Annotated in this window: 12 protein-coding genes; 6 read left to right on the top strand and 6 right to left on the bottom strand. The window is 60.4% G+C overall.

The features are described from left to right. Window positions 1–308 precede the first annotated feature (308 nt). Entirely contained in the window at window positions 309–743 is a 435-nt protein-coding gene (locus ACIPZE_RS05930; RefSeq protein WP_016984207.1) for a MarR family transcriptional regulator, read from the top strand. A 127-nt stretch (window positions 744–870) separates the two neighbouring features. Next, window positions 871–2,646, top strand: coding sequence for a FimV/HubP family polar landmark protein (locus ACIPZE_RS05925; RefSeq protein ID WP_400771928.1), 1,776 nt, complete (start codon window positions 871–873; stop codon window positions 2,644–2,646). A gap of 48 nt (window positions 2,647–2,694) precedes the next feature. Here the strand turns inward: ACIPZE_RS05925 and ACIPZE_RS05920 are convergent, their stop codons facing one another. After that, window positions 2,695–4,896 (bottom strand): patatin-like phospholipase family protein, encoded by a 2,202-nt coding sequence (locus tag ACIPZE_RS05920; RefSeq protein WP_400771926.1) that lies wholly within the window; start codon window positions 4,894–4,896, stop codon window positions 2,695–2,697. Window positions 4,897–4,967: 71 nt separating this feature from the next. On the opposite strand from ACIPZE_RS05920, the gene ACIPZE_RS05915 reads away from it, so the two are divergent. Continuing rightward, window positions 4,968–5,255 carry a SelT/SelW/SelH family protein gene (locus ACIPZE_RS05915; RefSeq protein WP_016771139.1) on the top strand — a complete coding sequence of 96 codons (288 nt, stop codon included), beginning with the start codon at window positions 4,968–4,970 and terminating at the stop codon, window positions 5,253–5,255. On the opposite strand, the gene ACIPZE_RS05910 is transcribed toward ACIPZE_RS05915, so the two are convergent. Then, the gene (locus ACIPZE_RS05910; RefSeq protein ID WP_129390748.1) at window positions 5,249–6,142 is read right to left on the bottom strand and encodes a DMT family transporter; all 894 of its coding nucleotides are present in this window, start codon (window positions 6,140–6,142) and stop codon (window positions 5,249–5,251) included. The genes ACIPZE_RS05915 and ACIPZE_RS05910 overlap by 7 nt on opposite strands. Before the next feature lie 314 nt (window positions 6,143–6,456). Beyond that, window positions 6,457–7,221: an AraC family transcriptional regulator gene (locus ACIPZE_RS05905; RefSeq protein WP_400771924.1), complete on the bottom strand. Its 765-nt coding sequence runs from the start codon at window positions 7,219–7,221 to the stop codon at window positions 6,457–6,459. A 133-nt stretch (window positions 7,222–7,354) separates the two neighbouring features. Here ACIPZE_RS05905 and ACIPZE_RS05900 point away from each other — a divergent pair, with 133 nt between their 5' ends. Beyond that, a complete protein-coding gene (locus ACIPZE_RS05900; RefSeq protein WP_283437283.1) occupies window positions 7,355–8,170 on the top strand; it encodes a UDP-2,3-diacylglucosamine diphosphatase in 816 nt (271 codons plus the stop codon). A 77-nt stretch (window positions 8,171–8,247) separates the two neighbouring features. Here the strand turns inward: ACIPZE_RS05900 and ACIPZE_RS05895 are convergent, their stop codons facing one another. Together ACIPZE_RS05895 and ACIPZE_RS05890 are read right to left on the bottom strand one after the other, a co-directional pair. Next, the gene (locus ACIPZE_RS05895) at window positions 8,248–8,838 is read right to left on the bottom strand and encodes an HD domain-containing protein (protein ID WP_129390757.1); all 591 of its coding nucleotides are present in this window, start codon (window positions 8,836–8,838) and stop codon (window positions 8,248–8,250) included. Between the two features lie 26 nt (window positions 8,839–8,864). Then, window positions 8,865–9,176 (bottom strand): Mpo1-like protein, encoded by a 312-nt coding sequence (locus ACIPZE_RS05890; RefSeq protein WP_400771921.1) that lies wholly within the window; start codon window positions 9,174–9,176, stop codon window positions 8,865–8,867. Window positions 9,177–9,340: 164 nt separating this feature from the next. Between ACIPZE_RS05890 and ACIPZE_RS05885 the strand changes: the two genes are divergently transcribed. Continuing rightward, window positions 9,341–10,402: an AraC family transcriptional regulator gene (locus ACIPZE_RS05885; RefSeq protein ID WP_400771920.1), complete on the top strand. Its 1,062-nt coding sequence runs from the start codon at window positions 9,341–9,343 to the stop codon at window positions 10,400–10,402. On the opposite strand, the gene ACIPZE_RS05880 is transcribed toward ACIPZE_RS05885, so the two are convergent. Next, window positions 10,359–11,813, bottom strand: coding sequence for a TrkH family potassium uptake protein (locus tag ACIPZE_RS05880; protein ID WP_129390763.1), 1,455 nt, complete (start codon window positions 11,811–11,813; stop codon window positions 10,359–10,361). The genes ACIPZE_RS05885 and ACIPZE_RS05880 overlap by 44 nt on opposite strands. A 121-nt stretch (window positions 11,814–11,934) precedes the next feature. Between ACIPZE_RS05880 and ACIPZE_RS05875 the strand changes: the two genes are divergently transcribed. Beyond that, entirely contained in the window at window positions 11,935–12,501 is a 567-nt protein-coding gene (locus ACIPZE_RS05875) for a nitroreductase family protein (RefSeq protein ID WP_283437281.1), read from the top strand. Window positions 12,502–12,631: the final 130 nt, after the last annotated feature.

The raw sequence follows: 12,631 nt of genomic DNA, 5'->3' as shown, positions 1-12,631 counted from the left end.
GCGTAACCCTGAAGCATCCCCCATTCAGTCCCCTCTCCTTTTGGGAGAGGGGGCCGACCGAGGTGTCTGGGGTTTGACATCGACCTGAGAGAACCAGTCGATTATGGATTCGGTAAAGCAGGATCAGGTCGGCGTAATCCTGAAGCATCCCTCATTCAGTCCCCTCTCCCTTTGGGAGAGGGCTAGGGTGAGGGGCTTTCAAGATGTAACGATTCAGTACAGACCGCCACTTGCCTATAACTGCAGCTCATGCTTAGCTGGCTAATAATTAGAAATTCTTTATTTTTCAGTCTAACCGTGAGTGTTTTATGCCGTTAACCGATCAACACCGCTTTGGCATGCAACTGGCCCAGATGTCCCGTGGCTGGCGTGCCGAACTGGACCGCCGGCTGGCCGGCCTGGGGCTGTCCCAGGCGCGCTGGCTGGTGCTGCTGCATCTGGCGCGCTTTGAAGAGGCGCCGACCCAACGTGAGCTGGCGCAGAGCGTCGGTGTCGAAGGTCCGACCCTTGCACGCTTGCTTGATAGTCTGGAAAGCCAGGGCCTGGTGCAACGCCAGTCCGTGATGGAAGACCGTCGGGCGAAAAAAATCGTTCTCTGTGCGCCGGCCCTGCCGCTGATCGAACAAATCGAAACGATTGCCACGCAGCTGCGTCACGAATTGTTCGAAGGCGTCGACGAGGCGGATTTAAAGGTCTGCATGCGGGTTCACGGGCATATTCTGGGTAATCTGGAAAAATCTTGAGGCACAACCCGCTGCCGTTTTTTTGAGAGATCGCGCTGAGCAGACTATAAGAACTACTGGGCAATATCGTGTTCGTACCGGATGTGCGAACGCATAGAAGTCGGTTTTGCTTATTTAAGGGATGCTCATGCTCGCAAGTCGGCACGTGGTACTGCGCGGTGGCGCCAAATGGTTGCTGATCGCTGGCGTATTCAGCTATTCGACCTGGTCGATGGCGTTGGGGCTGGGTGACATCACTGTTCATTCCGCCCTCAATCAGCCGCTCAAGGCCGACATCGCGTTGGTCGATGTTGGCGGGCTGACACAAAACGATCTCTCCGTGAGCCTGGCCACGGCCGACGAATTCGGCCAGGCCGGGGTTGAGCGAGTGTTCTTCCTCAATGACCTCAAGTTCACGCCGATCCTGCACGGCAATCGGCAGATGATCCGGGTGACCTCGAGTAAACCGGTCAACGAACCCTATTTGAATTTCCTCGTACAGCTCAGTCAGCCCAACGGCCGCTTGCTGCGCGAATACACCGTGCTGATCGATCCACCGGGTTCCCCCGGTATCGTGCCGGCCACCGATGAGCCGGATCCGCGCCCGCAGTCTTCCGGCTTTCCCACGGTTGAACCGGCTGCGCCCGCGCAGGCCGCGCAAGGCAAGCGTGACACCGCGCCTGTTGCCCCGGCACCGGCACCCGTCAACGATGCACTGGCCGAGCAGTTGGCCGCGAGCGTGTTGCAGAACCAGCAACTGCAAAAAATCCTCGACGAGCAGAATCTGAAAATCCAGGCGCAGGACGTGCTGATTGCCGATGGCAAGAAGCAGATCAGCGATCTGCAAACCCGCTTGGTCGAACTGCAAAAGGCGCCGCCAGCGCCTGTCATAACGCCAATCCCGGCACCGGTCGCCGCACCGGTCGAACCCGCCGATGACGGCTTTAACTGGCCGTTGCTAGGCGGTTTGTTGCTGCTGCTCGGGGCGTTGGCCGCACTGTTTATTCACCGTCGACGGCAACAACAGGCGTCCAGCGCCGAACCGCTGCCATTCGCGGCGCTGCCTGGCGAACCTGACGTTGATGCGAGCGCAAGCGCGGAGCCGGTCAGGACGCACGCCTCTGCCGATCATCGAGAAGAGCCGGCGGCGGGCGATGTGCTGGAGGCAGTGGGAATCTATCTGGCTTATGGCCGGCTCGGCGAAGCAACCGGGCTGTTACGCGATGCCTTGCAAAAGGAACCGGAGCGGGTTGATCTTGGCCTGCAATTGCTCGAAGTGCTGGGGCGCCAGGGCGATAGCACAGCCTTTGAATTGCAGGAAAACCATATGCGCCAGCTCGGGGTTGATGAGCAGCGGTTACAGGAAATTCGCCAGCGTCATCCAAAATTGACCAGTGCGGTATCGTTGGCGCCGATCGTACCGGCGGTCGCCAGCGCAGCACCTGTCGTTGCTGCCGCGCCCGAACCTGCGCCAGCGGAAGATGACTTCGAACTGAACCTGGACGCCTTGTCGATGGATTCCACCTGGGATCTGGAAGACAGCCGTGCGGCCACCGCGCCAGCGCCGACAGACGCGTCCGCCTTCGGTGCCAGCCTGCAAGTGCTGCCGCAGGATTTTGCCCTGCCGGAAACAGCGGACAGTGAGGACGCTGAGCTTGAGTGGATCGCCGAGGCGGATGCCCAGCCGCTGGACGATAACTTCCTCAATGAATTTGCTGATTCGCCGCCACTGGCACTGGAACCGCTGGATTTGCAAACGCCGGAGGAGCTGCACAGCGGCGGATCCGTAAAGCTCGAACAGGCGCAAACCTGCATTGATGACGGCGACCTCGACAGCGCGATTGCACTGCTCAACGAGCTGCTCAAGGAAGGCGATGAGCCGATGAAACAAACGGCACGCACTTTATTGGCGGGGATTCGCTGAGTTTTATGCGCTCCCCCATTGGCACTGTGGCTACAGCTCCTACACGGGTCAGAAGGTTTGGCCGAGGTTCAGGTACACCGCCTGCTCATTCGCATCATTCAAACCATAACTGAAATTCAACGGCCCCAACGGCGTGTCGAAGCCAATAAACACGCTCGCCGCATTGATGTAGCCGCTGTCGAACTCATTGTCATTGTTCCATGCCCGCCCGCGTTCCAGCGAAGCACCGGCGTACAGCGGGAAATCCAGCGGCAGGTACGAGCGCGGCGTCAGCCTGCGGTAATACACCGCGCGCATCAGGCTGACATTCTGCCCCGACACCGAATCCTCGCGGAAACCCGACAACTGCCGTGCGCCGCCCAGCAGGAAGCTCGACGTCACCACGTTGGCATTGTCCAGCGTGCGTCCATAACGACCGCCGAGAATCAGCGTATCCGGCCCACGACTCATGGCTTTGTCGAGTTTGAACTCCCACTGCCGATAGCGCGTGTCCGAGCCCAGGCTCGGTTCGAATTGCATCAGCGTCAGGCTGATGTCCTTGCCTTCGTGAGGGTAGTAAACGTTGTCCAGCGAATCGTAGGAGTACTTCAGCGAGTAGAAGCCTTCGGTGAAACTTTCGCTTGGCAGATCCTGATCGCCAATGCGCACGTCAGCCTTGCCCCAGGCTTCACCGACACCGAAACGTATTTCACCGTTGTTGCCGATCTGTCGACCGAGGTTGAGGCCGAACCCGTAGCGCTCGACGCGGTATTGCGCGACCGGATCGTTATCGAGCACCGAATCGACGTTCTGTGCCTCGAACGACGCATACGGCGCAACGAAATAACGCGAACCGACGTCCAGCGGCTGATAGAACTCGCTGTACAACTCTTGTTTGTCGCCGATCTGTGCGCGGGTCAGCCACTCCGCGCCGAGGCGGTTGATGCCGTTGATACGGTAACTGGCGCCGAGGTTGAAGGCGCTGTCGCCGCGCATGTCGTCCGACAGGTTAAGGCCCACGCGCAGGTAATCGGTGCCGCTGCGCTTGCCGCGGGCGCTGATCACCAAGGTGTGATCCTGACCCTTGTGCACCACGCGGTACTGCACTTGCTCGAAATAGTCGAGGCCGTACAAGGTACCCATGTCCGAATGCAGGCGACCCAGATCCAGCGGCTCGCCGATGTGCTGGCGGATGTAATAGCGGATCACATCGTCGTCGACTTTCGAGTCGTTCTCGACCTTGATCGCGGTGATGATCGGTGTGCGCTGGCCCGGCGAGCGTGCGGCGTTGAGTTCGGCGTCCTGGGACTCGGCAGGTTTCAGTCGGGCGAGGCGCGCATCGAGGATTTTCGTCGCGCGGTAACCGGCGTCGATCATTTCCTGGGCCTTGCCGAAATCGGTGACGCCGAACGCCGCCAGCGCCGGTTGAATCAACACGTCCGAAGGTTTCAGCGCGGCCAGTTGTTCTTCCGAGTTACTGCGGGTCATCAGGGTGATCGACTGATTCAACACGTCGACCACCGTGGTCAGTTGTTTGCGGTTGCGCAGCGGCGTGCCGATATCGACCACGATGGCGATGTCGACGCCCATCGCCCGCACCACGTCGAGCGGGATGTTGTCGGTCATGCCGCCGTCCACCAGCAGCCTGCCATCGAGTTCGACCGGGGCGAACACCGCCGGGATCGACATGCTGGCGCGGATCACCTGAGGCAAGTGACCTTTGCGGAATACCACTTTTTCGCCGTTGGCGATGTCGGTGGCGACGGCGCGGAAGGGGATCGGCAGTTTGTCGAAGTCGCGGGTGTCACTGGTGTGGGCCAGCAGGCTTTCCAGCAGCAACGCGAGGTTCTGGCCCTGAATCACCCCCAGCGGCAGGCCGAGACTGCCATCGTCACGGAAGCTGAGTTTTTGCTTCACCAGAAAGTCGCGGTCGTCCTGTTTGCGCCGGAACGGTACGTCTTCACGCGGCGGGGCGTCGGACAGCGCGGCTTGCCAGTCGATGTTCAGCGCGAGTTTTTCCAGCTCATCGATCTTGTAGCCTGACGCATACAGGCCACCGACCACGGCGCCCATGCTGGTGCCGGCAATCGCATCGATCTTGATGCCTTGCTCTTCCAGGGCCTTGAGCACGCCGATATGCGCCAACCCGCGCGCCGCGCCGCCGGACAGCACCAGGCCGACTTTCGGGCGCGTCGCGTCACTGGCATCGACGCCGGCATGAGCGAACAAAGGAAGGAAACCAAGCAGCAGGCAGAACAGCAGACGGCGCATTGTGAGTCTCGGGGCAAGCGATAAAGCCGGCTATTATAGCGGCGCCCTCTGTCTCAGGAGTTTCAGCGAACATGACTGTCGCCAAAGCCGAAGTTGTCATCACTTATTGCACCCAATGCCAGTGGCTGCTGCGCGCCGCGTGGCTGGCGCAGGAACTGCTCAGCACGTTTGCCGATGATCTCGGCAAAGTCTCACTGGTGCCGGGCACCGGCGGGGTGTTTCATATTACCTGCGCGGGCGTGCAGATCTGGGAGCGCAAGGCCGATGGCGGGTTTCCGGAGGCCAAGGTGTTGAAACAGCGGGTGCGCGATCAGATCGATCCTGACCGCGACCTCGGCCACAACGACCGCACTCAGTGAGACGCAGCCTCGGCGGCGACGGTTTTTCTGTCGGCATGGCCTGACATCCGCGCCGACACGACGATGGCGACGATGATCAGCGCGCCGCCGATCAACATCTTCGGCGTCGGGTTTTCATTGAACAGCAGCCAGGCCACGGTGATGCCGTAAACCGGCTCCATCGCAAACACCACCGCCGCCGTGCGCGCCTTGATCACCGCCAGGCTGGCGACGAACAGGCTGTGGGCGACACCGGTGCAGAACACCCCGAGCAGGGCGATCCACAACCAGTCCAGCGCGCGCACTGCGCTCAGTTGCGGTGCCGCGACCGGCAGCAAACACAGGGCCACCACCACGTTTTGGCACAGCGCCGCCTGCACGGCCGGGATGCGTCCGGAGCTGGCGCGGTTGGTCAGCGACAGCAGGGAAAACAGCAATCCCGACAGCACCGACCAGAGCAAACCGACTGTGGCACCGCTGCCCAGATCGAAGGCCGGGGTCACCAGAATCAGGCCGATGCTGACCAGTACCACCAGCAGAATTTCATTGGCGCGAATGCGTTCGCGGAAGATCAGCCCTTCGAGAATCACCGTGAAGGCCGGAAAACTGGCAAAGCCCAAGGTGGCGATAGCGACGCCGGCGACTTTCACCGAAATGAAGAAACTCACCCAGTGCCCGGCCAGCAACACTCCGCTGAGGGCGAGGCGTCGATAGTCCAGCGCCTGCAGTTTCTGCCAGCCGTTCTGGCTGGCAAAACGCACGAAAAACGCCAGAACCAGCACAGCGAACGCCGCGCGGCCGAAAACAATCACGGCAGGGGAGGCGGCAGCGAGTTTGCCGAACACACCGGTCAGGCCAAACATCAAAGCACCAATGTGCAAAGCGCCGAGGGCGGTACGCGGAGTCATTGCAATCCTTAATCCAGACACGATTCGTTGTGATGCATTGATCGTTCCCACGCTCTGCGTGGTAACGCCTCCAGGGACGCTCCGCGTTGATCGTTCCCACGCTCTGCGTGGGAATGCCTCTGGGGACGCTCTGCGTCCAGTGACGCGGAGCGTCACGGCCTGCATTCCCACGCAGAGCGTGGGAACGATCAACGTGGGAACGATCAACATGGGAACGATCAACGTGGGAACGATCAACGTGGGAACGATCAACGTGGGAACGATCAACGTGGGAACGATCATGAATGGTTGAGGGCCAAGAGTCTGTCGGCAGGCTATTGTCTTTTGTCGCGAGAATCGCGCCGAAGCTGGCCGGGTGATGCGCCGAACTCGCGCAGGACGGCGGCCGAGAACGCACTCTGCGAGTTGTAACCGACGCGGCTGGCAATTTCACCCATGGGCAAAACCGTATCGCGCAGCAGTTGCACCGCCAGATGCAAGCGCCGACTGCGCATGTAATCCATCGGCGTCTGCCCGCATTCCGCCATGAACCGTGCATGCAGACGCGCGCTGGATAACCCGGCAACGCGTGCCAGATCGGCGACTTGCAGCGGATACCCGGCGTTTTGCTCGATGTACGCATCCAGTGCCGCGTAGGGCAGACGGCGGGCGGCGAGTTCGGCAGGTTGCGCATGATTGAGGCTGGCCAGCAGCAACACCGCGCCTTGCTGCGCGATCAGCGGATCGCTGACCGGGCTGTTCGCCAGCCAGTTGACCAACTGGCTCTGCCCCGAATCCAGCGACAAACGCGCCGGTTGTTCGAGCAAGCGGCGACTGGCATCGGCATGTTCGCCCAGCGAATGGACCAGCCATTGGCCGTCAGGGATGTCCATCACCAGGCAACGACTACCGTCGGGACTGCCGCAGGCGTGATGGGCGCCGGACGGGATGACCACGAAACTTTGCTGGCGCACCTGGCTGCCACAGCCTTCGACCTCGAAGTCCAGCGCGCCGGACAGCCCGAACACCAATTGGGCGTGCTCGTGGCTGTGGACGATCAGGTCGCGGGTGTACTGACGCAGGGTAAGAATCGGGCGCATGAACAGGTCTCCGGGCAGGCCAGCAGTCTACACCGAGCGGCACGGACTGCGCTGTCACAGGACTGACTCGCGCCTGTCATGGACGATTAACCGGACGGGCGCACTCTGGCGAAAACATCGCAGAGGGTTGCCCATGACCAGCGCCGAGCTCGCCAAACCCAGCCGCAAACAACGGGTGCGAACCCTGTGGATCTCCGACGTGCACCTGGGCACGCGCGATTGCCAGGCGGAACACTTGTCGCAGTTTCTCAAGGGCTACCACGCCGACAAGATCTACCTGGTGGGCGACATCATCGATGGCTGGAAACTGCGCGGCGGCATGTACTGGCCGCAGGCGCACACCAATGTGATTCGCCGCTTGCTGACCATGAGCAAACGCGGCACCGAGGTGATTTACGTCACCGGCAATCACGATGAATTCCTGCGCCGCTATTCGAAGCTGATCCTCGGCAACATCCAATTGGTCGACGAAGCGGTGCACGTCACCGCAGACGGCCGGCATCTGCTGGTGATTCACGGCGATCAGTTTGATGTAATCACCCGTTATCACCGGTGGCTGGCGTTTCTCGGCGATTCGGCCTACGAATTCACCCTGACCCTGAATCGCTGGCTCAACCACTGGCGCGCCCGGTATGGCTACGGTTACTGGTCGCTGTCGGCGTACCTCAAACACAAGGTGAAAACCGCGGTGAGTTTCATCAGCGACTTTGAGGAAGCCATCGCCCATGAGTGCGTGAAGCGCGGATTGCAGGGTGTGGTCTGCGGGCACATTCACCATGCCGAGATCCGCAAGGTCGGCGAGGTCGATTACCTCAATTGCGGCGATTGGGTGGAGTCGTGTACGGCGTTGATCGAGCACTGGGATGGCTCGATCGAGTTGTATCGGTTAGCGGATGCGCAGGCACGGGAGGCGGAGCTCAAGGCCGCCAAGGTCGCCGAACTCGCTTAGAAGCAAAAGATCGCAGCCTTCGGCAGCTCCTACATGGAACCTGTGTAGGAGCTGCCGAAGGCTGCGATCTGTTGATCTTAGGCCGTGGTGTGTTCTTCCATTGCCGCCTTGTAAATCGAGTTCTTCGGCTGCGCAAACAAGCGCTCCATCATCGGCTCAAAGAAGCTCAACGGCAGCGTGTCATAGCCCGGATCAAACGCCGCCGCATCATATTTGGCACAAAACTCGGCGGTCGCCTGAAACTGTGGATGCTCCTTGAATTGCTCGCGCAGGTGCCGATCCATGCCCAGGTGATGAAAGAAGTAATAGCCCTGAAACACCCCGTGCTTCTCGACCATCCACAGATTCTCGGCACTGACGAACGGCTTGAGAATCGCCGCAGCAATGTCCGGATGGTTATACGAGCCCAAGGTGTCGCCAATGTCATGCAGCAACGCGCAAACCACGTATTCCTCATCGCGCCCGTCACGAAAGGCGCGGGTCGCGGTTTGCAGTGAGTGGGTCAGGCGGTCCACCGGGAAACCGCCGAAGTCACCTTCGAGCAGTTTCAGGTGCGTCACAATTCGCGACGACAGCTGTTTGGCGTAGGCACTGAAGTCGGCGGCGATGATCGCCCAGTCCTCTTGTGTGCCGTCCTGCATATGGGTGAAACGGGCATTGGCGTTCATCGGCCATCCTCGTTGTTTCTTGTTATCTAGAACGCCACGCGACCGAGGATCATGTCGCGATACATGACAAAGTCGCCGAGCAGGCTGTACAGCGGATGCTGGAAAGTCGCCGGTCGGTTCTTTTCAAAGAAGAAGTGCCCGACCCAGGCAAAGCTGTAACCGGCCAGCGGCACCGCCAATAACAACAGCCAGGCGCCTTTGGCGAGGGTCATCGCCAGAATGAAAATCACCAGGGTCGTGCCGATGAAGTGCAGGCGACGGCAGGTGCTGTTGTTGTGTTCGCTGAGGTAATACGGGTAGAACTCAGCGAAGTTGTTGAAATGCTTGATGTTTTCCACGACCGCGTTCTCTGTGGTTATTGTTCTGGCGACGAGTTGTTCTGCGGGTAGCTTATTTGAGTCTAGAGTGATCATTGGCGTGGGCCAGTGACAATCGGCGCCACTTTAGTATCCTTCGCAAATCAGGCCGTAATATGCGGCCCCTCATGTAAAAGAAAAACGCCATGAGCGAACGAACGACTTCTGCAAGCTGGGCGATGGGGATTGTCAAAGCATTGGAGATGGACGGCCTGGATTGCCGGGTTCTGTTCAAACAACTGGGGCTCGATTACACGGCTCTGGATGATCCGGATGCACGCTTCCCGCAAGATTCCATGACCCGACTCTGGCAACGGGCGGTCGAGCTGTCCGGCAATCCGGCGATCGGCCTGAACATGGGCAAAGTGGTGCGCCCGGCGTCGTTTCATGTCGCCGGCTACGCGTTGATGTCGAGTAATACTCTGGCCGAAGGCTTTCAACGGCTGGTGCGTTATCAGCGCATCATCGCCGAAAGTGCCGACCTGAGTTTTCGTCTGCTCGACGAAGGCTATGCGCTGATTCTGACTGTGCATGGCGATCACCTGCCGCCGACCCGGCAAAGTGCCGAAGCCTCGCTGGCTTGCGCATTGGGCTTATGCGGCTGGCTGAGCGGGCGTACGTTGCATCCGGTCAAAGTGCTGGTGCAGGGCGCGGAACCGGAAGATCTGGAACCCTACAAACAAGCCTTCCACGCACCGTTGATGTTCAACGCGCCGTACGATGCGTTGATCTTTGAACGGGCTGACATGGAAGCGCCACTGCCCACCGCCAACGAGGCGATGGCGCTGCTGCACGATCGGTTTGCCGGGGAGTATCTGGCGCGGTTTTCCGAAAGTCGCGTGACGCACAAGGCGCGGCAGGTGTTGTGCCGGTTGCTGCCGCAAGGCGAACCGAAGCGCGATACCGTGGCGCAGACCCTGCATTTGTCGCAACGCACCTTGCAGCGCCGCTTGCAGGAGGAGGGCACGAGTTTTCAGCAACTGCTCGATGATACCCGTCGCGAGCTGGCCGAACAGTATCTGGCGCAGCCGAGCATGACCTTGCTGGAGATCGCTTACCTGTTGGGTTTCGCCGATCCGAGCAACTTCTTTCGTGCGTTCCGCCGCTGGTTCGACACCACGCCCGGCGATTACCGGACGCGGTTGTTGCAGGCGCCCAACGCCATCAATGACGCCAGAATGCCGGAATACACAGCACAAACACCGTAATGATCTCGAGTCGGCCGAGCAGCATGCCGAACGACAGGATCCACTTGGCGGCATCCGGCAGGGTGGCGAAGTTACCCGCTGGGCCGATGGTTTCGCCCAGCCCCGGGCCGACGCCGGAGACGGTGCTGGCGGCACCGGTCAGCGCAGTCATCCAGTCGACGCCGAGCAGCGACAGCAGCAGCGCGATCACGCAGATGGTGATGGCGAAGAAGAACGAAAAAGTCAGGATCGAACGGACGATTTCTTCGTCGAGGCGGTGACCGTTGTACTTCTGCTTGATCACTGCACGTGGGTGAATCAGCTGATTAAGGTTGGCCTTGAGCAGGATGTAGGCGACCTGGAAACGAAAAATCTTGATCCCGCCCGCTGTCGACCCGGAACAGCCGCCGACAAAGCCCAGATAGAAAAACAGCATCAGCGAGAAGTTGCCCCACAGGCTGTAGTCGCCGAGGGCAAAACCGGTGGTGGTAACCACCGATGTCACGTTCAACGCCACGTGGCGCAACGCATCCAGCCAGTGCAGATTGGTTGTCCACCAGTACCAGGTGCCGAGCACCAGCCAAGTCACCAGCAGCATGCCGAGCAAACCCTGCACTTGCTGATCCTTGATCAACGCTTTGCGGTTGCCGCGCAACGTCGCCACGTACAGGGTGAACGGCAGGCTGCCGAGAATCATGATCACCACCGCAACCCAGTGCACCGCCGGTTGCGTCCACTTGGCCAGTGACTGGTCGGACGTCGAGAAACCGCCAGTGGAGATCGCTGACATCGCGTGGTTGATCGCATCGAACGGGCTCATCCCGGCCCACCAGAACGCCAGGCTGCCGAGAATGGTGATGCCGACGTAGGCCGCCACGATCAGCCGCGCCACCATGTGCGAGCGCGGCATGACCTTTTCCGAACGATCCGAGGATTCCGTCTGGAACAGACGCATGCCACCGATGCGCAACAGCGGCAGAATCGCCACCGCCATACCGATAAAGCCGATACCACCGAGCCAGTGCAGCAGCGAACGCCACATCAGAATGCCGGGAGACATGTTGTCGAGACCGCTGAGCACGGTCGAACCGGTGGCGGTGATGCCCGACATGCTTTCGAAGAACGAGTCGGTGTAACTGATGTGCTGGGTCAGCAGAAACGGCAGCGCGGCGAAGATGCACACCACCAGCCAACTGCTGACGGTCAGCAGATACATGTCGCGCGGGCGCAGGTGAATGTGTTCCGGGCGGCCGGGAATCACCAGGGCGAGGCCGGCGACGAAGGTGATCATGCTCGCCCAGAGGAACGACGGCAGATCGCTGGTGCGCTCGAAAATCACCAGGGTGGCCATTGGCACGACCATGGCGACAGCCAGGGTGATCAGGAAGATGCCGATGATGAAACCAATGATCCGTAAGGTCGGCAACGCCATGAAGTCCGCTCGGGCTGATGTGGGAAGGGCGCCATTCTACCCGTGGGACAGGGCATGTAAACCGGCATCCGGTTGGCAGTTAAAGCTAGAATAGCCGCACATATTTTTCAGGAGGTGGCCGATGCAGGCTCTCGACGCTTTGCTCAACCGTGTTTCCGTTCCACGACTGGTCGAACCGGCCCCCACTGCCGAGCAGCGCGAAGCCCTGTTTGGCGCCGCCTTGCGCGCGCCGGATCACGGGCACTTGCAGCCATATCGCTTTCTGACCGTCGAAGGCGCCGCGCGCGAGCAGATGGGTGAGTTGCTGGCTGAAGCTGCACAACAGCAGGACGGTGAAGTCACCGAGGCGATGATCGACAAGGCGCGCAACGGTCCACTGCGCGCGCCGCTGGTGGTTGTGGTCATCGCCAAATTGCAGGATCACCTCAAGTACCCGAAGGCCGAGCAGTTGCTCGCGGCCGGGTGTGCGGCGCACGGGATTTTGCTGGCGGCGTATGCGCAGGGGATTGGTGCGGTGTGGCGCACGGGTGATCTGGCGTATTCCAGTCACGTGGCCAAAGGTTTGGGGCTGGCTGAGGGGGAGGAGGTGATTGCGTTCCTGTACCTCGGCACTCCGCAGAAAGAACCGCGTGTGGCGGAGAAGGTTGATCTGGCCGAGTTCGTCAGCGCCTGGCCCGGTAAGGCGTAAAGCGAAGAGCCCCTCACCCTAGCCCTCTCCCAAAGGGAGAGGGGACTGATTGGGGGATGCTGTAGAGATACGCCGACCTGAAAGTGCTCGGCTGAATCCAGAATCGATAACGGTTCCGATGCATTTCGAG

This window comes from Pseudomonas sp. NPDC089741 (genome assembly GCF_044748825.1).
Classification (GTDB): domain Bacteria; phylum Pseudomonadota; class Gammaproteobacteria; order Pseudomonadales; family Pseudomonadaceae; genus Aquipseudomonas; species Aquipseudomonas helmanticensis.
This window is presented reverse-complemented; position numbering and strand designations above follow the sequence as displayed.

Coding starts and splice junctions, on each gene's coding strand:
- ACIPZE_RS05930 (WP_016984207.1), top strand. CDS start 309: ATGCCGTTAACCGATCAACACCGCTTTGGCATGCAACTGGCCCAGATG.
- ACIPZE_RS05925 (WP_400771928.1), top strand. CDS start 871: ATGCTCGCAAGTCGGCACGTGGTACTGCGCGGTGGCGCCAAATGGTTG.
- ACIPZE_RS05920 (WP_400771926.1), bottom strand. CDS start 4,896: ATGCGCCGTCTGCTGTTCTGCCTGCTGCTTGGTTTCCTTCCTTTGTTC.
- ACIPZE_RS05915 (WP_016771139.1), top strand. CDS start 4,968: ATGACTGTCGCCAAAGCCGAAGTTGTCATCACTTATTGCACCCAATGC.
- ACIPZE_RS05910 (WP_129390748.1), bottom strand. CDS start 6,142: ATGACTCCGCGTACCGCCCTCGGCGCTTTGCACATTGGTGCTTTGATG.
- ACIPZE_RS05905 (WP_400771924.1), bottom strand. CDS start 7,221: ATGCGCCCGATTCTTACCCTGCGTCAGTACACCCGCGACCTGATCGTC.
- ACIPZE_RS05900 (WP_283437283.1), top strand. CDS start 7,355: ATGACCAGCGCCGAGCTCGCCAAACCCAGCCGCAAACAACGGGTGCGA.
- ACIPZE_RS05895 (WP_129390757.1), bottom strand. CDS start 8,838: ATGAACGCCAATGCCCGTTTCACCCATATGCAGGACGGCACACAAGAG.
- ACIPZE_RS05885 (WP_400771920.1), top strand. CDS start 9,341: ATGAGCGAACGAACGACTTCTGCAAGCTGGGCGATGGGGATTGTCAAA.
- ACIPZE_RS05880 (WP_129390763.1), bottom strand. CDS start 11,813: ATGGCGTTGCCGACCTTACGGATCATTGGTTTCATCATCGGCATCTTC.
- ACIPZE_RS05875 (WP_283437281.1), top strand. CDS start 11,935: ATGCAGGCTCTCGACGCTTTGCTCAACCGTGTTTCCGTTCCACGACTG.